19 protein-coding genes and 1 riboswitch are annotated in these 19,583 nt (G+C 66.5%); of the genes, 14 read left to right on the top strand and 5 right to left on the bottom strand.

The window, feature by feature from the left end:
* Positions 1 to 348: 348 nt before the first annotated feature.
* The 11 genes from ML342_RS04095 to thiD all read left to right on the top strand — a co-directional run bounded on the left by ML342_RS04095 (position 349) and on the right by thiD (position 10,545).
* Positions 349 to 519: a hypothetical protein gene (locus ML342_RS04095; protein ID WP_240125654.1), complete on the top strand. Its 171-nt coding sequence runs from the start codon at positions 349 to 351 to the stop codon at positions 517 to 519.
* A gap of 4 nt (positions 520 to 523) precedes the next feature.
* Positions 524 to 1,120: a hypothetical protein gene (locus ML342_RS04090; RefSeq protein ID WP_240125653.1), complete on the top strand. Its 597-nt coding sequence runs from the start codon at positions 524 to 526 to the stop codon at positions 1,118 to 1,120.
* Positions 1,121 to 1,130: 10 nt separating this feature from the next.
* On the top strand, positions 1,131 to 1,328 hold the full coding sequence (locus ML342_RS04085; protein ID WP_240125652.1) for a helix-turn-helix transcriptional regulator: 198 nt from the start codon (positions 1,131 to 1,133) through the stop codon (positions 1,326 to 1,328).
* 38 nt (positions 1,329 to 1,366) lie between these two features.
* Positions 1,367 to 2,917, top strand: a complete 1,551-nt coding sequence (locus tag ML342_RS04080; protein ID WP_240125651.1) for an alpha/beta hydrolase — start codon at positions 1,367 to 1,369, stop codon at positions 2,915 to 2,917.
* A gap of 25 nt (positions 2,918 to 2,942) precedes the next feature.
* Entirely contained in the window at positions 2,943 to 3,698 is a 756-nt protein-coding gene (locus ML342_RS04075) for an ABC transporter ATP-binding protein (RefSeq protein ID WP_240125650.1), read from the top strand.
* Positions 3,695 to 4,888, top strand: coding sequence for an ABC transporter permease (locus ML342_RS04070; protein ID WP_240125649.1), 1,194 nt, complete (start codon positions 3,695 to 3,697; stop codon positions 4,886 to 4,888). The genes ML342_RS04075 and ML342_RS04070 overlap by 4 nt, the downstream gene beginning before the upstream one ends.
* A 67-nt stretch (positions 4,889 to 4,955) precedes the next feature.
* A riboswitch (TPP riboswitch) is annotated at positions 4,956 to 5,074 on the top strand.
* Between the two features lie 42 nt (positions 5,075 to 5,116).
* The gene (gene thiC / locus ML342_RS04065; RefSeq protein WP_240125648.1) at positions 5,117 to 6,919 is read left to right on the top strand and encodes a phosphomethylpyrimidine synthase ThiC; all 1,803 of its coding nucleotides are present in this window, start codon (positions 5,117 to 5,119) and stop codon (positions 6,917 to 6,919) included.
* 14 nt (positions 6,920 to 6,933) lie between these two features.
* Complete coding sequence (locus ML342_RS04060; protein ID WP_240125647.1) at positions 6,934 to 7,947, top strand: FAD-dependent oxidoreductase; 1,014 nt, start codon at positions 6,934 to 6,936, stop codon at positions 7,945 to 7,947.
* 47 nt (positions 7,948 to 7,994) lie between these two features.
* A complete protein-coding gene (gene thiS / locus ML342_RS04055; RefSeq protein WP_240125646.1) occupies positions 7,995 to 8,189 on the top strand; it encodes a sulfur carrier protein ThiS in 195 nt (64 codons plus the stop codon).
* 12 nt (positions 8,190 to 8,201) lie between these two features.
* Entirely contained in the window at positions 8,202 to 8,987 is a 786-nt protein-coding gene (locus ML342_RS04050; RefSeq protein ID WP_240125645.1) for a thiazole synthase, read from the top strand.
* A gap of 10 nt (positions 8,988 to 8,997) precedes the next feature.
* Complete coding sequence (thiD, locus tag ML342_RS04045; protein ID WP_240125644.1) at positions 8,998 to 10,545, top strand: bifunctional hydroxymethylpyrimidine kinase/phosphomethylpyrimidine kinase; 1,548 nt, start codon at positions 8,998 to 9,000, stop codon at positions 10,543 to 10,545.
* A 49-nt stretch (positions 10,546 to 10,594) separates the two neighbouring features.
* Here the strand turns inward: thiD and ML342_RS04040 are convergent, their stop codons facing one another.
* The 5 genes from ML342_RS04040 to rpmH form a co-directional block, all read right to left on the bottom strand.
* Positions 10,595 to 11,638 (bottom strand): energy transducer TonB, encoded by a 1,044-nt coding sequence (locus tag ML342_RS04040; protein ID WP_240125643.1) that lies wholly within the window; start codon positions 11,636 to 11,638, stop codon positions 10,595 to 10,597.
* An 85-nt stretch (positions 11,639 to 11,723) separates the two neighbouring features.
* Positions 11,724 to 13,064, bottom strand: coding sequence for a tRNA uridine-5-carboxymethylaminomethyl(34) synthesis GTPase MnmE (mnmE, locus tag ML342_RS04035; protein ID WP_240125642.1), 1,341 nt, complete (start codon positions 13,062 to 13,064; stop codon positions 11,724 to 11,726).
* Between the two features lie 70 nt (positions 13,065 to 13,134).
* On the bottom strand, positions 13,135 to 14,766 hold the full coding sequence (gene yidC / locus ML342_RS04030) for a membrane protein insertase YidC (RefSeq protein WP_240125641.1): 1,632 nt from the start codon (positions 14,764 to 14,766) through the stop codon (positions 13,135 to 13,137).
* A complete protein-coding gene (gene rnpA / locus ML342_RS04025) occupies positions 14,763 to 15,275 on the bottom strand; it encodes a ribonuclease P protein component (protein WP_275672372.1) in 513 nt (170 codons plus the stop codon). The genes yidC and rnpA overlap by 4 nt, the downstream gene beginning before the upstream one ends.
* 27 nt (positions 15,276 to 15,302) lie before the next feature.
* Positions 15,303 to 15,443 (bottom strand): 50S ribosomal protein L34, encoded by a 141-nt coding sequence (rpmH, locus tag ML342_RS04020; RefSeq protein ID WP_156640208.1) that lies wholly within the window; start codon positions 15,441 to 15,443, stop codon positions 15,303 to 15,305.
* A 206-nt stretch (positions 15,444 to 15,649) separates the two neighbouring features.
* On the opposite strand from rpmH, the gene dnaA reads away from it, so the two are divergent.
* From dnaA to recF, 3 genes are all read left to right on the top strand, one after another.
* On the top strand, positions 15,650 to 16,996 hold the full coding sequence (gene dnaA, locus ML342_RS04015) for a chromosomal replication initiator protein DnaA (protein WP_240125639.1): 1,347 nt from the start codon (positions 15,650 to 15,652) through the stop codon (positions 16,994 to 16,996).
* 254 nt (positions 16,997 to 17,250) lie between these two features.
* Positions 17,251 to 18,351: a DNA polymerase III subunit beta gene (gene dnaN, locus ML342_RS04010; RefSeq protein WP_240125638.1), complete on the top strand. Its 1,101-nt coding sequence runs from the start codon at positions 17,251 to 17,253 to the stop codon at positions 18,349 to 18,351.
* An 88-nt stretch (positions 18,352 to 18,439) separates the two neighbouring features.
* Positions 18,440 to 19,534, top strand: a complete 1,095-nt coding sequence (recF, locus tag ML342_RS04005) for a DNA replication/repair protein RecF (protein WP_240125637.1) — start codon at positions 18,440 to 18,442, stop codon at positions 19,532 to 19,534.
* The last annotated feature ends 49 nt before the right edge of the window (positions 19,535 to 19,583 follow it).

The raw sequence follows: 19,583 nt of genomic DNA, 5'->3' as shown, positions 1-19,583 counted from the left end.
CCACGCGCTTGCGCGCGCGGCGTTCGGCCGGGCGCGCGGCATGCCGCGCAAACGCCCGGCCTCACCCGCCGCGAGAAATACATCAGCAACAAGTGATCCGGGCGGCGGATCCCCCGCCGCGCGCTTGCGCGCGCGGCGTTCGGCCGGGCGCGCGGCATGCCGCGCAAACGCCCGGCCTCACCCACCGCGAGAAATACGTCAGCAACAAGTGATCCGGGCGGCGGATCCCCCGCCGCGCGCTTGCGCGCGCGGCGTTCGATGGCGACCGCCATTTGTGTAAAGGATGCTTGACAAGCAACCCAAGGCCACCGTATGGTCGTGTCAAGCATCCTTGACACGAGGTGGCGCATGACCCCGCAAGACCCGAAGCAGCTGCGCGGCGCGGGCATCGCGTTCCTGGGCGCCGGCGTGGCGTTCTCGGCGGCCGCGCTGGCCGCCGGGCAGACCGCCTTCATCGGCGTGGCCACTGCCTTCATCGCGCTCGGCGTGACGTTCCTCGCCCGCGCACGCCGGAGGTGAGCCAATGACCCTGCGCCGCTGGACGTGGATTTTCGTGGTGATCGCGCTGGGCTGTCTGGCCCTGGCCGCCGCCGGGCGCTGGCTGCTGGCCTGGCCGGACGCGGTGGTCGGGATGTGGACCGGGATCGGCGCCGGCTACCTGCTGGGCGCGGCGCTGCTGGCACTGGTGCCGCGCTGGTGGTGCCAGCACTGCGACGAGATGTATGCGCAGCCGGCCGGACGCCGCTATCTGCGCGCGCTGTGGCCGATCATGGTCGGCTATTCGCTGACCCTGTTCCTGTCGGTCTGGCTGGTGAAGCGCGGGATCGACTCGCTGCCGCTGCGGGCGCTGGTGGCGGTGCTGCCGGCGCTCATGATCGCCCTGCTGATGCGCGCCGCGCTGCGCTACCTGCGCGAGATCGACGAGCTGCAGCGGCGGATCGAAACCGAGGCGATCGGCATCGCCAGCCTGTTGGTGTCCTTGCTGTACTTCGCCGGCGGGCTGCTGCAGAAGGCGAGAGTGATCGACCTGGATGCCGCCGCCGCGATGATCTGGGTGTTCCCGCTGCTGTGCCTGATCTATGGCATCGCCAAGATGGCACTGACGAGGCGCTACCTGTGAGGCCCGTCCGGTGAACAACCGTCTGCGCGAACTGCGCGAACAGCAGGGCTGGTCGCAGGCCGAGCTGGCGCAGCGGCTCGCCGTCTCGCGACAGACCGTCAACGCGCTGGAGACGGGCAAGTACGACCCGTCGCTGCCGCTGGCGTTCCGCATCGCGCGCCTGTTCGGCTGCCGGATCGAGGACGTGTTCCTGCCTGATCCCGAGTAGCCGACCTTACCCATCTTCCGCACGAGGGAAGCTCCATGATGTCCCGCAAGACCCGCATCTCCATCGCTGCCGCGCTGTTCATCCTGCTGATCGGCTACAAGGCCCAGCAGCGAATGGGCGGAGAACACGCCGACGCGACCGCCGGCGACCGTGACACTTCGGCTGCGCCCGTTGCACCGGTCAAGCCGGTGATGCTGGGCAAGATCGCCTTCACGCCGTGCACGCTCAGCTCGCCCATGAGCAAGGACAGCCTGGAGGCGCTGTGCGGCACCTATGCGGTGGCGGAGGACCGCGCGCATCCGGACGGACGCAAGATCATGCTCAACATCGCGTGGCTGCAGCCGACCGCCAACGGTGAGCAGCAGCCCGACCCGGTGTTCTTCCTCGCCGGCGGGCCCGGGCAGTCGGCGGTGCAGAGCTATCCGCCGCTGGATCCGGTGTTCCGCGACCTCCGCAAGCAGCGCAGCGTGCTGCTGATCGACCAGCGCGGCACCGGCAAGTCCAACCTGCTCGCCTGCCCGACGCCCGATCCCGCGCAGGAGGCTGCCTTCTCGCCGCAGGCCATGCAGGCGCAGGCGGCGGCCTGCGCGGCCCAGCTTTCGAGCAAGGCCGACCTGCGCTTCTACACCACCACCGACGCGGTGGCCGACCTCGAGGCAGTGCGCCAGGCGATCGGCGCGCGCCAGGTGAACCTGGTCGGCGTGAGCTACGGCACCCGGGTCGCGCAGCAGTACGCGATGCGCCATCCGCAGGCGACGCGCAGCATCGTGCTGGATTCGGTCGTGCCCAACACCCTGATGCTGGGCAACATCTTCGCGCGCAATCTCGATGATGCGCTCAGCCTGCAGTTCGGCCTGTGCACTCAGGACCCCACCTGCAAGGCCACGCTTGGCGACCCGCGCGCGGAACTGGACGCACTGCTGGCGAAACTGCGCGCGCAACCGGTCACGGTGGACTTCCGCGATGCGCGCAGCGGCAAATACCGGCAAGGCGTATTGCGTGCGGACATGGTGGCCGGGCTGGTGCGCATGTATGCCTACATGCCGCTGGCCGCCAGCACCCTGCCGCTGTTGATCCACGCCGCCAACGGCGGCCGCTATGACGGCCTGATGGCATTGGCGCAAATGCTGGGTGACGGCATGCAGGACGCCATCGCGATGGGCATGCAGTTGTCAGTGGTGTGCAGCGAGGATGCCGACGGCATGGTCGCGCGCGACGATGCCGCCGGTACCGTGCTCGGCAACCAGCTCGCAGAGAGCATGGCCGCGATGTGCAAGGTCTGGCCAAAGGGCCGGGTGCCCGCCGATTTCCACCAGCCGCTGGCCACCCCGGTGCCGGCGCTGGTGCTGGAAGGGGAGTTCGATCCGGTGACCCCGCCGCGCTACGGCCGCGAGGTGGTGCAGACCCTGCCCAACGGACGCCTGTTCGTGCTCAAGGGCCAGGGCCATTCGGTGCTCGGCGCCGGCTGCATGCCGAAGCTGTTCACCCAGTTCATCGAAACGCTGGACGCCAAGGCGCTGGATGGCCGCTGCCTCGACCGCCTGAGCGCACCCTCCCCGCTGCTCGATTACAACGGCGCCGCGCCGTGACCTCTCTTCCGACAGGAGCCTGACCATGATCGTCGCAGAACACCTGCGCAAGACGTTCCCCGGACGGGGCAAGGACAAGACCCGCGTGGTCGCCGTGGACGACGTCGGCTTCACCGCCCGCGACGGCGAGATCACCGGCCTGCTGGGCCCCAACGGCGCCGGCAAGACCACCACCTTGCGGATGCTCTATACCTTGATGGCGCCTGAGACCGGACGCGTGCTGGTGGACGGCCTCGATGCCGCCGTCGATCCCGAAGGCGTGCGTCGCCGCCTCGGCGTGCTGCCGGACGCACGTGGCGTGTACAAGCGCCTGACCGCGCGCGAGAACATCGCCTATTTCGGCAAGCTGCACGGGCTGGACGCGGCCACCATCGCCAGCCGCACGGCCAGCCTGGCGCAGGCGCTGCAGATGGAGGATTTCCTCGACCGCGCCACCGAAGGCTTCTCGCAGGGCCAGCGCACCAAGACCGCGATCGCACGCGCGTTGATCCACGACCCCAGGAACGTGATCCTCGACGAGCCCACCAACGGGCTCGACGTGATGACCACGCGCAGCCTGCGTGGTTTTCTGAAGGCACTGCGCGCGCAAGGACGCTGCGTGATCTTCTCCAGCCACATCATGCAGGAGGTCGCCGCGCTGTGCGATCGCATCGTGATCATCGCCGGCGGCCGGGTCAGCGCGCAGGGCACCCCGGACGAGCTGCGCGCACTCACCAATGAAGCCAATCTGGAGGACGCATTCGTGAAACTGATCGGCAGCGAGGAGGGCCTGCACGCATGAACAAGACCTCCTTCACCCGCACGATGCTGACGGTATTGCGCAAGGAATGGCTGGACTTCTTCCGCGACCGCCGCACCTTGCTGCTGTCGCTGCTGGTGGCGCCGCTGCTGTATCCGCTGATCTTTCTCGGCATCGGCAAACTCACCCAGCTGCGCACCGAAACCCAGCTCGAAAAGCCGCTCAGCCTGCCGGTGGTCGGCATGCAGCGGGCGCCAAATCTGATGAAGTTCCTCGCCAGCCAGGGCATCGATGCCAGGCCCGCGCCCGCCGACATCGAGGCGCGCGTGCGCGCGCAGCAGGAAGACCTGGCGCTGGCGATCGATCCCGCATTTGCCGAGGACTGGCGCGCCGGCCGCCCGGCCAAGATCGACATCATCACCGACACCACCCGCCGCAACGGCGACGTCAAGGTGGCGCGGGTGAGCAAGGTGCTGGAAAGCTACGCGGGCGGCATCGGCGCATTGCGCCTGCTGGTGCGCGGGATCGATCCGGCGATCGCCACCCCGCTGCACGTCGGCACCCGCGACATGGCCACCCCGGAAGCCAAGAACAGCCAGTTCATGGCGGTACTGCTGCCGATGATCCTGACCATCTTCGCCTTCATCGGCGGCGCGCACCTGGCGATTGATACCACCGCCGGCGAACGCGAGCGGCAGTCGCTGGAGCCGCTGCTCGCGACCCCGGCCCCACGCGCGGCGCTGGTCGGCGGCAAGATGCTGGCCGCGACGCTGCTGGGCATCATCTCGCTGCTGCTGATCCTGATCTCGTTCAAGGCGTCGGCGACGCTGGCCAGCGGCATGGCCAGGCAAATGGACGTCAGCTTCCTGGCAATGGGCAAACTCCTGCTCACGCTGGTCCCGCTGGTGCTGATCGGTTCCGCGCTGATCACCGCGCTGGCCGCAGGCGCCAAGAGCATGAAGGAAGCGCAGAGCCACATGGTCTGGCTGATGCTGCTGCCAATGCTGCCTGCGTACGGGCTGATGGCCTACCCGTTGAAAGACACCGCGGCATGGCAGTACGCCGTGCCGTTCCTCGCGCAGAACCAGTTGATCCAGAAGATCACCCGCGGCGAGGTAGCCTCGCCCGAGCAGTGGACGGTGTATCTCGCCAGTTCGCTGATACTGGCCGCCGCGCTCTGGGCGCTGGCGGTGTGGCGCTACCATCAAGAGCGGCTGGCGATTTCGACATGAGCCACCTCCGGCCATAGTGCGAATCTTGACGCTCTTGTCTTTTTCATTGACAGCGCTTCTATACTGATGGGGTGCTCCGGGGTGCGCCTCTCGGCCTGATGGCCGAGCAGGGGCTGAGACGGCAAGTGCCGAACCCGCGAACTTGATCCGGTTCATACCGGCGTAAGGAGAGCCAAGCTGCCCCAGGCCTTCCCGGAGTGCATCCGTTCATTTCGAGAGCCTGGTGCCATGCACTGTCCTTCTGAGCAAGCCCCGCTGTCAGGCGCCGATCTACAGGCGCTTCGGCAACCTCTTCCTGCCTCACGGAAAATATATCTCGTCGGCCAACTGCATCCCGATCTGCGCGTGCCGATGCGCGAGGTGCAGCTGAGCAACGGTCAGACCGTGACCGTGTATGACACCTCCGGCCCGTATACGGATCCAAGCGCAGTCATCGACCCTGAACAAGGCCTCCCCTCGCCGCGCAAGGCGTGGATCGATACCCGCGACGACACCGCCGTCATCAGTGATTGCTCGCAACCGCGATCACTTGCCTCTGGGCATTCCGATCCTGGGCTGCGTCGCTCACCGCGGCGCGCACGCGCCGGGTGCAATGTCACGCAACTGCACTATGCCCGCCGCGGCATCATCACTCCGGAAATGGAGTTTGCCGCCATCCGCGAGAATGGCCGCCAGGAATGGATGCGTGAGTACCTTGCCGACCACGAGCGAGAATGCCGCCTGCGCGGCCGTCCTCTGGGCGCAGACATTCCAGCGCAAATCACTCCCGAATTCGTCCGCGATGAGGTCGCGCGCGGCCGCGCGATCATTCCCGCCAACGTCAACCATCCGGAATTGGAGCCGATGATCATCGGTCGCAATTTCCTGGTGAAGATCAATGCCAACATCGGAAACTCGGCCGTCACGTCTTCGATTGCAAGCGAAGTCGAAAAACTGGCGTGGGCGATTCGCTGGGGTGCCGATACAGTGATGGATCTGTCGACGGGCCGCGACATTACGCGCACGCGCGAATGGATCCTGCGCAACGCTCCAGTTCCGATCGGCACGGTTCCGATCTACGAGGCCCTGGAGAAGGTCGGCGGCGTGCCCGAAGCGCTTTCTTGGGAGATCTTCCGCGACACTCTGATCGCACAATCAGAGCAGGGTGTTGACTACTTCACTCTCCATGCCGGTGTTCGTCTTCCTTTCATCGAGATGACCTCCAGCCGCCGTACCGGGATCGTCTCGCGCGGGGGAGCGATCATCGCGCGTTGGTGCCAGGCACATCAGAAGGAAAACTTCATCTACACCCATTTCGAGGAGATCTGCGAGATCCTGAAAGCTTATGACGTGAGTATCTCGCTTGGTGACGGCCTGCGCCCAGGATCGCTCGCGGATGCCAACGACGAAGCACAGATGGCCGAACTGCGCACCCTGGGTGAGTTGACGCAGGTTGCATGGAAGCATGACGTGCAGGTCATGATCGAAGGTCCAGGACATGTGCCATTGCATCTGATCGAAGACAACATGGCTGCACAGTTGCGCTATTGCCATGAAGCTCCGTTCTACACCCTGGGGCCCTTGACCATCGACATCGCTCCCGGATACGACCACATCGCCAGTGCCATCGGCGCTGCGATGATCGGATGGCATGGCACCGCGATGCTGTGCTACGTGACGCCCAAAGAGCATTTGGGCCTGCCGAATCTCAAAGACGTCAAACAAGGCATCATTGCTTACAAGATTGCCGCGCATGCCGCAGATATCGCCAAAGGCCACCCGGGCGCGCGCGCCATCGACGATGCGCTGTCGCAAGCGCGTTATGACTTCCGCTGGAACGATCAGTTCAACCTCGCCCTCGACCCAGAGACAGCGCGCGCATTCCACGACGAAACCTTACCAAAGGATTCCGCCAAGTCGGCGTCCTTCTGTTCGATGTGTGGCCCAAAGTTTTGTTCCATGCACATCGATCAAAGCATGCGTGAGCGCTTCGCTTCGGCGTCGGATGCGGCTTCTCATCAGTCCATGGCCGCTGCGGACGCTGTGCTCTGATCGGACGCTGCCCCATGCCCATGCAAATCGGAATCGCAGGAGCAGGGCTGCTCGGACGCCTGCTCGCCTGGAAATTGGCCAGCGCAGGTCATGCTGTGCACGTGTACGACCCAGCGCCAGGCCCAGGCCCACATTCGGAATGCGCAGCCTTCACTGCCGCCGGATTGCTCAATCCCATCGCAGAGCTGGACTGTGGTGCGGCGCAAATCGCCGCGCTCGGCTGGCGCTCGTTGGCGCTCTGGCGCGAATGGCTCCCCGAGCTTCCCTCTCGAATCGCATTCTCAGATCATGGCAGCCTGCTACTGGCACATTCCGCAGATCGCGCAAGCGCGCAACGCACGCTTGCCCGATTGACCGCACTGGCCTCCGATCAGCCGCCGGAGCCGCTGTCCGGTCCCACCCTGCACACCTTGCAGCCCGGCTTGGCTCCCGATCTGCTCGGATGGTTGCTCCCCGGCGAGGGCCAGATTCATACGCACCAGGCAATGGCGGCCTTGCATGCAGCAGGCAGCCAGGCTGGGGTGCACTGGCACTGGAACCTGCGGGTGAAGACCGTCGCGCCTGGGTTCCTGGATGAGCGCCGCTTCGATCATGTATTCGATGTGCGCGGCGTTGGCGCCCGGGAAGCGCTACCCGTGCGTGGTGTACGCGGCGAAGTGCTTTGGCTGTATGCGCCGGGCCTGTGCCTGCCCCGCCCCTTGCGCCTGCTGCACCCACGGCATCGCGTCTATGTCGTGCCAAGGCCGGACGACATCGTCGTCGTCGGGGCGAGCGAGATCGAATCGGAAGATCGCTCTCCCGTTAGCGTGCGTACCGTGCTGGAACTATTGAGCGCGGCTTACAGCATGATTCCAGCGCTGGCGGAAGCGCGCCTGCTGCATAGCGAAACCAATCTGCGTCCGGCGCTTCCGGACAACTTGCCGCTCGTGTCCCAACAACCTGGCCTCAGCCGCATCAATGGTTTGTTCCGGCATGGCTGGCTGATCGCCCCTGCCCTGGTAGAGCAAGTCTTGGATTTCGCTTCATGACTACGTCCTCCTCCATTTCTTCCACCGCGGCATCTACCATCATTACCGTGTTCGTCAATGGCGATGCCTGTCAGATTTCCGAAGGGACTTCGCTCGAAGAGTTGCTTACCCACATTCACCCTGCGCCGCAGACCGTAGCCACCGCGGTCAATGGCGATTTCGTCGCGCGCGCGGCGCGCGCCAACCTGCGTCTGCAAGCTGGCGATTCCGTGGCCTGCTTCCAGCCCATCGTCGGCGGATGAGGAGGACGGGCAATGGCGACTTCCTCACCCTTCGCGCTGGACGATGTTCCACTCCGCAGCCGACTGTTGCTCGGCAGCGCTGGCTATCCCTCTCCAGAGGTCCTGCGTCAAGCCATCACCGTTTCCGGTGCCGAGGTCGTGACCGTCGGCTTGCGGCGCCAACTCACCGCCGGCCGCGACAACGGTTTTTTCGACATCATCCGTGCATGCGGGGTCCGTCTGCTTCCCAATACAGCAGGCTGCCGCACCGCACGCGAGGCAGTGACCCTGGCACACATGGCGCGCGAGCTTCTGGGCACACACTGGGTCAAGCTGGAAGTGACCGGTGACGATTACACCTTGCAGCCCGATGTGTTCGAACTCGTCGCCGCGGCGGCGCAACTGGTGCGGGATGGATTCGCGGTCTTTCCGTATTGCACCGATGATCTGGTCACCTGCCGTCGCTTGCTGGATGCCGGCTGCAAGGTACTGATGCCATGGGGCGCCCCGATCGGCTCGGGCCAAGGGCTGCTCAATCCGTTCGCGCTGCGTACATTACGCTTGCGTTTGCCCGATGTGACTTTGATCGTGGATGCAGGCATCGGGGCTCCATCGCATGCTGCGCACGCGATGGAAATGGGACTGGACGGCGTGCTGCTCAACTCCGCGGTTGCACATGCCCGCGATCCCATCCGCATGGCGCAAGCATTCAGAGACGCCGTGACGGCTGGCAGGCTGGGCTATGAAGCGGGCTTGATCGCTCCTCAGGACATGGCCGTTCCCAGCACCCCCGTTACCGATCGGCCGTTCCTGGTGTAATCCAATGCCAATGCCATCGCCCCCCGTCGTCTGGAGTATCGCCGGATCCGACAGCGGCGGAGGTGCCGGTCTTCAGGCCGACCTGCGTGCCTTCGCTGCTTTCGACGTCCATGGTTGTACCGCCGTGGCAGCCATCACCGCGCAGAATTCCGTTGCGATACGGCGAATCGATGCGGTCACCCCCGCGCTTCTCGACGCGCAGTTGGCTGCTCTGGCAGAAGACATGCCGCCATGCGTCATCAAGACCGGAATGCTGGGTAGCGTGGAAAACGTGCGCGTGCTGCGCGCCTGGTTGCAGCGATTACGCGCACGCGGGCCGCTGGCACTGGTAGTCGACCCCATCTGGAAAGCAAGTAGTGGCGCCATCCTGGCCGACGCAGCTTACCGTAACGCCTTGCGCGAGCTATTGCTGCCGCTAACCACCCTGCTCACGCCCAATCGCGCCGAAGCCGCGTGGCTGCTGGAGCTGTCCGAGCCACTGGAGAGTTCCGCGATACCGGAGGCCGCCCATCGGCTACTGCAGTTCGGATCTGGTGCGGTCGCGATCACCGGAGGTGATGCGGGGGGCGCGCTTGCGCTCGACTATCTGCACACGCCCCAAACGACCGGTTGGCTGATGCTGCCGCGCCTGCTCACGCGTCACGGCCATGGCAGCGGTTGCACCTTTGCCGCCGCCGCTGCTGCTGCCATGGCTCTCGGCTACTGCGAAGCGGACGCGCTCGTGCTGGCCAAAATGGCCACACACGACGCACTGCGCCATGCCTATGCGGTGGGCGCCGGGCCTGGCCCGGTTCTGCTTCTCCCAGGATTCACACTCACACCGGATGTGTTGCCCATGCTGTGGCAATACCCCCGTGCTCCCACATTGCGTTTTCCTGCGTTGCCCGATCCGCATATCGGTCTGTATCCAGTGGTGGACGATCCCACCTGGATTCCGCGCTGTGCCGCCGCTGGCGTCACGACTCTGCAGTTGCGCATCAAGCAGCCGGCTTCAGCGGAGCTGGATGACGCCATCCAGACAGGAATCGCCTTGGCTCGGGCGCACGGCGTGCATTTGTTCATCAATGATCACTGGCCACTGGCCATCCGCCATGGCGCCTGGGGAGTCCACCTTGGCCAGGAGGATCTGCAGCATGCGGATCTCGCCGCGATCGCAGGCGCGGGACTACGCCTGGGCATCAGCACCCACAGCGTGTGGGAGGTCGCGCGTGCCTACGCCGTGAAGCCCAGCTATTACGCCTGTGGACCGATATTTCCGACCCGCAGCAAAGCCATGCCATGGCACCCGCAGGGCCTGACCAATCTCGCATTCTGGAGCGCGCTGCTGCCTGCACCCGTGGTCGCCATCGGTGGTCTTGATCCAGAACGGGCCGCCCACGCCATCGGCTGTGGCGCCTCCGGCGCAGCGGTGATGGGGGGCGTGACCGCCGTCGTGGATCCCGACCAGGCGTTACGCGATTACCTGGCCGCGATCCCGCGCGCCCCCCATCCACGGACACCTCCGCGCTTCCCACGCCCCACGCTTTCCTGGCATGCAGCGGCACCAGCCGACGATTGACGCCCGCCCCAGGGGCGGGCAGCGTCAGAAACGGCCCCCCCCAGGGATGTTACTGCTCGAACGCGATCGTGCGGCGGCTGGTGACGGCCTGGGATACCGGCTGGAAGCGCCAGCGCTTGACCGCGGCCAGCGCCTCGCGCTCGAAATCGCGCTGGAACTGGCGCGGCACGTCGGCCGACACCACCCGCGCGCTGATGACGCTGCCATCGGTGCCCACGGTGTATTCCACCTGCACCGTGCCGGTGGCGCCGGCGCGCTGGGCCGCCGCTGGATACTTCGGACCCGGCAGGCTGATCGGCCGCAGCTCGGTCCCTGCCGCCGTCTGCCGCGGCGCGGCAGGAGCCGGCGCCGGGGATGGCGGTTGCTGCGCAGCGGCCTGCTGCTGACGCTGGCGCTCGGCTTCCGCCGCAGCGGCCTGCTGCTGCCGCAGCCGCTCGGCTTCGGCCTCGGCGGCCGCCTGCTGCTGGCGCTGCTGTTCGGCGATGGCCTGCTGCTGGCGCTGTTGCTCCTGCAGCTTCCTTTGCTCCTCTTCGCGCTGCTTGGCCAGCTCGGCCTTGCGCTTGGCCTCTTCTTCCGCGTTGAGGGCCTGGGTTTCGGCACGCTTCTTGGCGGCGGCTTCGGCGCTCGCGAGGCTGGCCTTCAGTCGCGGCAGGGCCGGATGGTTGGGATCGGCCTTGCCGATCAGGGCCACGAGCCTGCGGACCTCTTCGAGATCCTCGCGCGCCAGCGCCTGATCGGCGGCGATCACCGCCATCGGCAGCAGGTCGTTGAGCGCGCTGGCGGCGCTGGCATTGCCTGGCTGCTTGTCGCGCAGCGCCAGGTAGTACTCCATCGCGTTTTTGCCGGCCGGCGCATACAGGCGATTCTCGTTGTACGCCTTGCTGGCGGCCTCGCGCAGCTCGTCCACGCCCATCGCGGAGACCGCAGCGGCCACCGCCGGTTCCGCGGCGGGCGCCTGCGCAGACGCCGCTGCGCCGGCCTGTTGTGCGGCCTGCGGCGCCTCGTCCTTCTTACAGCCGGCCAGCGCGACCGCCACCGCCATCGTCAATGCGACCGGCACCAGTCTCTGGTGCCGCTTGTTGCTTGCAGACATATCTGGTTCCCCCGTGCAAATACGCGAGCTTCACCATAGCACGCAGGAGCCGCCGCAGAATGTCAAGCCGCAGGCGGGGCAGACGTCATTTGCCGATGCAGAAGCTGGCGAAGATATGGCCGAGCAGCGCGTCCGCATCCACCCGCCCGCCGATCTCGCCAAGGCAGGCATGCGCCGCCGCCAACGCCTCCGCAGCCAGCTCCAGACGCTCCTGCGCGAGTTCCTCGCGCGCCTGCTGTAACCAGGCCTGCGCCCGCGCCACGGCGTCCACGTGCCGCGCGCGCGCCGAGAACGCGCCGTCACCGGCGCCGGCGCCCGCCAGGGCGGCCAGGCGCGCGTGCAGCGCGGGCAGCCCGGCCCCGGTTCGCGCCGACACCGCCAGCGCATCGCCGTCAAGCGCAGGCGGCTGCGGCAGCAAGTCGATCTTGTTGTGGATCCATAGGACCTGCGGCACCGCCGCCAGATCCGCCGCGACCGCGGCGCGCCCGGCCTCCGGATCGCGCGCATCCAATACCGCCAGCGCCAGATCGGCGCGCGCCAGTTCGGCGCGCGCGCGGCGGATGCCTTCGGCTTCGATCGCATCGCCGGCCTCGCGCAGCCCGGCAGTATCGACCAGCGTGAGCTCGACCCCGTCGATCCGCACGGTTTCCTGGAGTACGTCGCGGGTGGTGCCGGCGATGTCGGTAACGATCGCGCGCGCGCTGCCGGCCAGCGCGTTCAGCAGCGAGCTCTTGCCGGCATTCGGCGGCCCCGCCAGCACGACGTGCAGACCATCGCGCAGCTTGCGCCCACGCTCGGCCGCTTGCCGCAGGCTGTCCAGCGCTTCGAGCTGTGCCTCCAGCGCCTGGCGCAATGCGGCACCGCCCAGGGTTTCCAGCGGCTCGTCGGCGAAGTCGATCGCCGCCTCGACCTGCACCCGCAGGCCCAGCACGCCGGCCATCACCGCCTCGACGCGTTGCGAAAAGACCCCGTCCAGCGAGCGTCGCGCCGCACGCGCCGCCTGCAGATCGGCGGCAGCGATGAGATCGGCGATCGCCTCGGCCTGGGCCAGGTCCAACTTGCCGTTGAGGAAGGCACGCTGGCTGAATTCGCCCGGCCCGGCCTGGCGGGCACCCAGCGCGATGCAGCGCGCCACCAGCGCGCGCAGCAGCACCGGACTGCCGTGCGCCTGCAGCTCGACCACGTCCTCGCCGGTGAAGCTGGCCGGGGCCCGAAAATACAGCGCGATGCCATCGTCGATCAGGGTGCCGTCGGCATCCAGAAAGCGCACATGGTGGGCATGGCGCACCCGCAGCCGGCGCGCGCATAGGGTTTCCGCGATGTCTTTCGCGTGCGGGCCGGACATGCGCACGATCCCGACCCCGCCCGGGCCCGGCGCAGTGGCGATGGCGACGATCGTGGCGGAGTCGGCGCTGGGACGGATCATGGCGGCATGATCGCAGAAACGCACGAACCCGCCGCACGGCGGGTTCGAACGAAGCGCGGGGTCGCGTGGATCAGGCCGGCTTGGTCGTCTCGTCCGCGAAGCGCTTGGTGTTCCACCACTGCTGCAGCATGCCCAGCGCGCCGTTGGTGACCCAGTACAGCACCAGGCCCGCGGGGAAGAAGGCGAACATCACCGCCATCACCAGCGGCATGAGCTGCATCATCTTCTTCTGCATCGGATCCATGCCGACCATCGGGGTCATGCGCTGGGTGAGGAACATGATCGCGGCGTTGAGCAGCGGCAGGACGAAATAGGGATCGCGCGCGGTGAGGTCGTTGATCCAGCCGACGATCCACGGCGCCTGCCGCAGTTCGACCGCCTCCAGCAGCACGTAATACAGGGCGAGGAACACCGGCATCTGGATCAGCACCGGCAGGCAGCCGCCGGCCGGGTTGATCTTCTCCTTCTTGTACAGGTCCAGCATCGCCATCTGGAACTTCTGCTTGTCGTCGCCGTAGCGCTCCTTGAGCTGCTCGATGCGCGGCTGGAACTTGCGCATCTTGGCCATCGAGCGGTACTGCGCGGCCGACAGCGGATACAGCGCGAGCTTGATCAGCACCACCAGCAGCACGATCGCCCAGCCCCAGTTGCCGGTCAGCTTGTGCAGCTGGGTCAGCAGCCAGTGAATCGGCTTGGAAAGGGCGGTGAAGATCCCGTAGTCCATCGCCAGCCCCAAACCTGGCGCGGTGGCGTCGAGCTTGTCGGCGAGCTTGGGTCCGACCCACAGGGTGGCATCGCTGACGAAGCGCTGCCCGGGGGCGAGGGTGATCGCCGGGCCGCGCGCGCTGATGCTGTACAGCGAGCCCTTCTCACCCAGGGTGAACAGCGCCGGCTGATCCGGCTGCGGTACCCAGGCCGCGAGGAAATAATGCTGGGACAGCGCCACCCAACCGCCCGTCACCTGCTGATTCAGCGGGCCATCCTTGCTGAAGTCTGGATACTTGCGCTTCTTGTACTTGTCCTGCGGGCTGTACCAGGCCGCGCCGTTGAGACTGAAAGACTCGGGGTTGGTGAACCCGCTCTTGACCTGCGGCGGGACGCGCTCGAGGCGGCGCTCGATGTCGCCACTCCAGTTCGTCGTTCCCGCATTGAGCACTTCATCGTGAACCTGCAGCGCATAGCTGCCTCGCTTCAGGGTGAAGGTGCGCTGCACACGCAGGCCGTTGCCATCGGTTGCCTGAAACACCACCTGCACGCGCATCTGGCCGGCCCCCAGGACGTACTCGCGCGACTGCCCCTGCGGCTGCCAGGCCAGCTCGCGCCCCTGCGCGTCGCGCCAGATCGCCTCGGCGGCGAAGAAGCGCGCGGGATCGGCATCCAGCAGCACGACCGGCGGGCTGCCTGGATCGCGGCTCTGCGGATACTTCAGCAGTTCGGCATGGGTCACCGCGCGGCCGTCCAGCACCAGCGCCAGCACGTCATTGCGCAGCTGCACGCGGACCGGGGCCGGAGCGGCCACGCTGGCGGCGGCAGCGACGGGGGTCGTGGCCGGGATCGCGGGCACCGCGGCCGGCGTGCCGGTGGAGGTGGCGGCCGGCACCGCGGCCGCTGCGGTCTCCTGCGGCGGGGTGTTCCATTCACGCCAGAGCAAGAGTGCCACCATCAGCCAGGCGGCGAGCAGGAAAGTGCGGGTCTGATTCATTCGTCGGCCGTATCGGGGCCGCGCGCAGGCGCAGCCGGATCTAGGGGGAGATGGGAGGACGTCGCGGCCGGCATTGTGCCCAGCCGATCCAATGCCGGCAATGCGCCGATGCGGCGCAGCAGGCGCTCGATGGCCGCGCGCAGGGTGGTCGCGTCCGCATGCGCCGCGCCGCGGCGGGCGACGATCACGTACGCGCCCGGAAGAAGCCGCGGGCGCAGTTGACGGAACGCCTCGCGGAGGATGCGTTTGATGCGATTACGCCGGACCGCACGCGGATCCACCTTGCGCGAGACGGCCAGCCCCAGCCGCGCAGGCCCATCATCCTCCAGCCAGTGCAGGGCAAGATCCGGTTCGGCCTTGCGTCGGCCTGCCTCGAACACCCGGGCGAACTCGGCCTTGCGGCGCACCCGCGCCGCCTTGGGGAAGCGGGTGCGCTGCCGCGGCGCAGACGCAACGACGCCGGTCTCCTCGTAGGAGTCCGGCGTCGAAGAGCTTGCGGACTGCGTCATCGGATCCCGGCGCAAGGCCGGAGCGGGTCACACCGTCAGGCGACGGCGACCCTTCGCGCGGCGACGCGCCAGTACCTTGCGGCCATCGGCCGTCTTCATCCGGGCGCGGAAGCCGTGGTCACGCTTGCGCTTGAGGTTGCTGGGCTGATAGGTGCGCTTGGTCGCCATGGCGGGCCTGCTTATTTGGGTTCAACGGAAAAGACCAGCAACTATAGCGGGGATCGCAAAGGGGCGCAAGCTGCGGGTCGGTCGGGCACTGCTGCGGGCGGGGTTTTGCTCGGGCAGTGGCGGTGCTAGTCTGGCGCATCCCCGAACTTTATCCACAGGCGCCCAGCGGCGCCTGTTCGCTTCCGTCTTTGGAGACTCACCCGCGCATGGACGTTTGGCCTGCCTGCCTGCAACGCCTGGAATCCGAACTGCCGCAGGAAGACGTGCTGGCCTGGCTGCGGCCCTTGCAAGCTGCCCAGCATGGCGATGGCCTGGTGCTGTACGCACCCAATGTCTTCGTGCGCGATGAAGTGCAGTCGCGCTTCCTTGCGCGTATCCGCGAACTGGCGCGCCACTATGGGGGCAATACCGAGGTCGTGCTCGACATCGGCGCGCCGCGCCGCGCCGAATCCTCAGCCCCGCGGGCAACGGCCGCGTCCGCCGCGTCGCCATCGCATGCCACATCGCACGCCGATGCCGAGGTTCCGTTCCAGGGGCACGTGGATCCGCACTATACGTTCGACAACTTCGTCGAGGGGCGCAGCAACCAGCTGGCGCGCGCCGCCGCCTGGCACGCGGCGCAGAAGCCGGGCGACCGCGGCCACAACCCGCTGCTGCTGTATGGCGGCACCGGCCTCGGCAAGACCCATCTGATGCACGCGGCCGGCAACGAGATGCGTCGGCTCAACCCGAACGCGCGGGTGCTGTACCTGCGTTCGAACACCTTTTATGACGCCTTTTTCCGCGCGCTGCAGGAGAAGCGCGTCGATCAGTTCAAGCGCCAGTTTCACAAGATCGACGCGTTGCTGATCGATGACATCCAGTTCTTCGCCGGCAAGGACCGCACCCAGGAAGAGTTCTTCCACACCTTCAACGCCCTGTTCGAGAGCCGTCAGCAGATCATCCTGACCTGCGACCGCTACCCGCGCGAGGTGGACGGGCTCGAACCACGACTGAAATCTCGCCTCGGTTGGGGGCTGTCGGTGGCGATCGACCCGCCGGATTTCGAGACCCGCGCCCAGATCGTGCTGGCCAAGGCGCGCGAGCGCGGCGTGGTGATTCCGGACGAAGTAGCGCAGCTGATCGCCAAGAAAATGCGCAGCAACGTGCGTGAGCTGGAAGGCGCGATCAACAAGCTCACCGCCCAGGCGGGACTGCTGGGACGCGCGGTGACGCTCGAGTTCGCCCAGGAAACCCTGCGCGATCTGTGGCGCGCGCAGCAGCAGTCGATCAGCATCCCCAACATCCAGAAGGCCGTGGCAGACTACTACGGATTGCAGCTGCGGGAGATGCTGGGGAAGAAACGCAACCGTTCACTGGCCCGCCCGCGCCAGATGGCGATGGCGCTGGCCAAGGAGCTGACCGAGCACAGTCTGCCGGAGATCGGCATGGCGTTCGACGGCCGCGACCACACCACGGTGCTGCACGCCTGCCGCCAGATTCGCGCGCTGATCGAAAGCGATGCCAAGCTGCACGAAGATTGGGAGAAACTGCTACGCAAACTCAGTGAATGAGCCCGACACATCTTGTGGATAACCCGTGAAAAGGGGTTTTCCCAGGAATCATCCACAGCTTATCCGCCCCTCCTCCGGCACTTTTGCAACGCCCTCCTATATGAAGTTTTCGCTTTTAAAACAATGAGTTGAGAGAGTTATCCCGGTTTTTTCCGGACACCAGCACCACCCCGATTTCAGATTTATCCATAGATCAACAGAGGCAGGAGCAGGCCGCCAGTCTTGCTTCAACCCAGACCAGCCAAGGGGTCCCCATGCAGTTTTCCCTACAACGCGAAGTGCTGCTGAAGCCGTTGGCGCAAGTCGCCAACGTCGTCGAGCGTCGGCATACCCTGCCGGTGCTGGCCAATCTGCTGCTGCGAATCCAGCATGGTCAGCTGTCCATGACCGGCACCGATCTGGAAGTCGAGATGGTGGCGCGCACCCCGGTCGAGGATGCCGTGGAGGGCGAAATGACGCTCCCGGCCCGCAAGTTCTTCGAAATCGTGCGCTCGCTTCCGGACGGCAGCCGCGTCACGGTGTCGCAGAGCGGCGACAAGGTCAGCGTGCAGGCGGGGCGCAGCCGCTTCAGCCTGAGCAGCCTGCCGGCACACGATTTCCCTGCCCTGGATGAGGTGGACGCGATCGAGCGCGTCGCCGTTTCCGAGGCGGCATTGAAGGAGCTCCTGGAGCGCACCGCGTTTGCGATGGCCCAGCAAGATGTGCGTCATTACCTGAACGGCCTGCTGTTCGACCTGCGCGAGCATGTCTTGCGCTGCGTGGCGACCGACGGCCATCGCCTGGCCCTGTGTGAGACGGCGCTGGAGACAGGGCACAGCGGCAAGCGACAGCTCATCGTCCCGCGCAAGGGCGTGCTCGAGTTGCAGCGCCTACTGGAAGGCGGGGATCGCCAGTTGGCCCTGGAAGTCGGCAAAGGGCATCTGCGCATCAAGCGTGACGACGTCACCTTCACCAGCAAGCTGATCGAGGGCAAGTTCCCGGATTACGAGGCGGTGATCCCGATCGGCGCGGACCGCGAGGTCAAGGTGGATCGCGAAGCGCTGCGTGCCGCCCTGCAGCGCGCGGCCATTCTGTCCAACGAGAAATACCGCGGCGTGCGCCTGGAAGTGTTCCCGAATCTGCTGAAAGTCAGCGCGCACAATCCCGAGCAGGAAGAGGCCCAGGAAGAAGTCGAGGCGGAAACCACCGTGAATGGGCTTGCGATCGGCTTCAATGTCACCTACCTGCTGGACGCCTTGACCGCCCTGCGTGACGAGATGGTGGTCCTACAGATGCGGGACGCGAACTCTTCGGCGCTGGTCCGCGGCGCGGATAACCAGTACGCGCGACACGTCGTCATGCCTTTGCGCCTGTGATCTTGCGAATGTTCCACGTGGAACAAGGCTTGCGACGCCCGGCACTGCCCGGGCGTCGTCATTTGGGCATCGCGGTGGGAAGGTCGGCATGCTGATTCGCCAGCTGCAGCTGGAGGGCTTTCGTCGATTCGACGCGGCGCAGCTGTCGCCACTCCCGGGCTTCAATCTGGTAACGGGCGATAACGGCAGTGGCAAGACGACGCTGCTCGAGGCGCTGCATCTGCTTGCGCATGCGCGCAGTTTTCGCGGAAGGGTTCGCGACGGCTTGATCCGGCAGGGGAGCGAAGCGCTACAGGTGTATGTGGAATGGGAGGATGCGCAGGGGGCGACGCATCGCGCAGGTCTCCGCCATACGGGTAGCGCCTGGCAGGCGCGACTGGATGGACAGGACGTGGCCCAGCTGGGCCAGCTTTGCGCTGCGCTTGCCGTCGTGACCTTCGAGCCGGGGAGTCATGCCCTGGTCGAGGGGAGTGGCGAGGTGCGCCGCCGCTATCTCGACTGGGGGATGTTCCACGTGGAACAAAGGTTTCTTCCGCTTTGGCGGCGCTATGCGCGCGCGCTCAAGCAGCGCAATAGCCTGTTGCGGCAGGGTGGAGGGCCAGCCCTGGAGGCCTGGGAGTACGAGCTGGCGCAGGCTGGCGAGGCTCTGACCGATCTGCGGGATGCCTACATCGAGGGGCTACGCCCGCATTTGCAGGACATGCTGCCAAGGATGCTGCCAGCGGCTGAAAGCATCGAACTCGGTCTACACCCTGGCTGGAGACGTCAGGAAATGAGCCTGGCCGATGCGTTGCTGCTGGCGCGCGAGCGGGACCAGGCGCTCGGGCACACCACAGTAGGCCCGCATCGGGCTGATTTGCGCTTTACTCTGCAGGCGCTTCCGGGGCGCGCTGGCCTCTCCCGTGGCCAGGCCAAACAGTTGGCTTTGGCCTTGTTGATGGCGCAGGCCGCCCATCTTGCGGAATGCCGCGGGGAATGGCCGGTGCTTCAGCTGGATGATCTCGGATCGGAGCTGGACCGCCAGCATCAGCGGCGGGTGCTGGAGATGCTCGCCGAGACCGGCGCGCAGGTGTTGGTGACTGGCACCGAACGGCCATCGGGTTGGCCAGTCGACGTGATTCCAGCTGCGGTGTTCCACGTGGAACATGCCCAGGTTTTGGGGCCGCTTCCGCTCGAGGAATGAGACGTGGAGCCGGTGCGACCATCTGTTCGAGCCGCGGCGGGGCTCGCCA

It is taken from the genome of Thermomonas alba, from assembly GCF_022419205.1.
In the GTDB taxonomy this organism is placed as follows: Bacteria; Pseudomonadota; Gammaproteobacteria; order Xanthomonadales; family Xanthomonadaceae; genus Thermomonas; species Thermomonas alba.
Note: the sequence above shows the minus strand (reverse complement) of the source record. Positions and strands in the feature narration are given on the sequence as shown.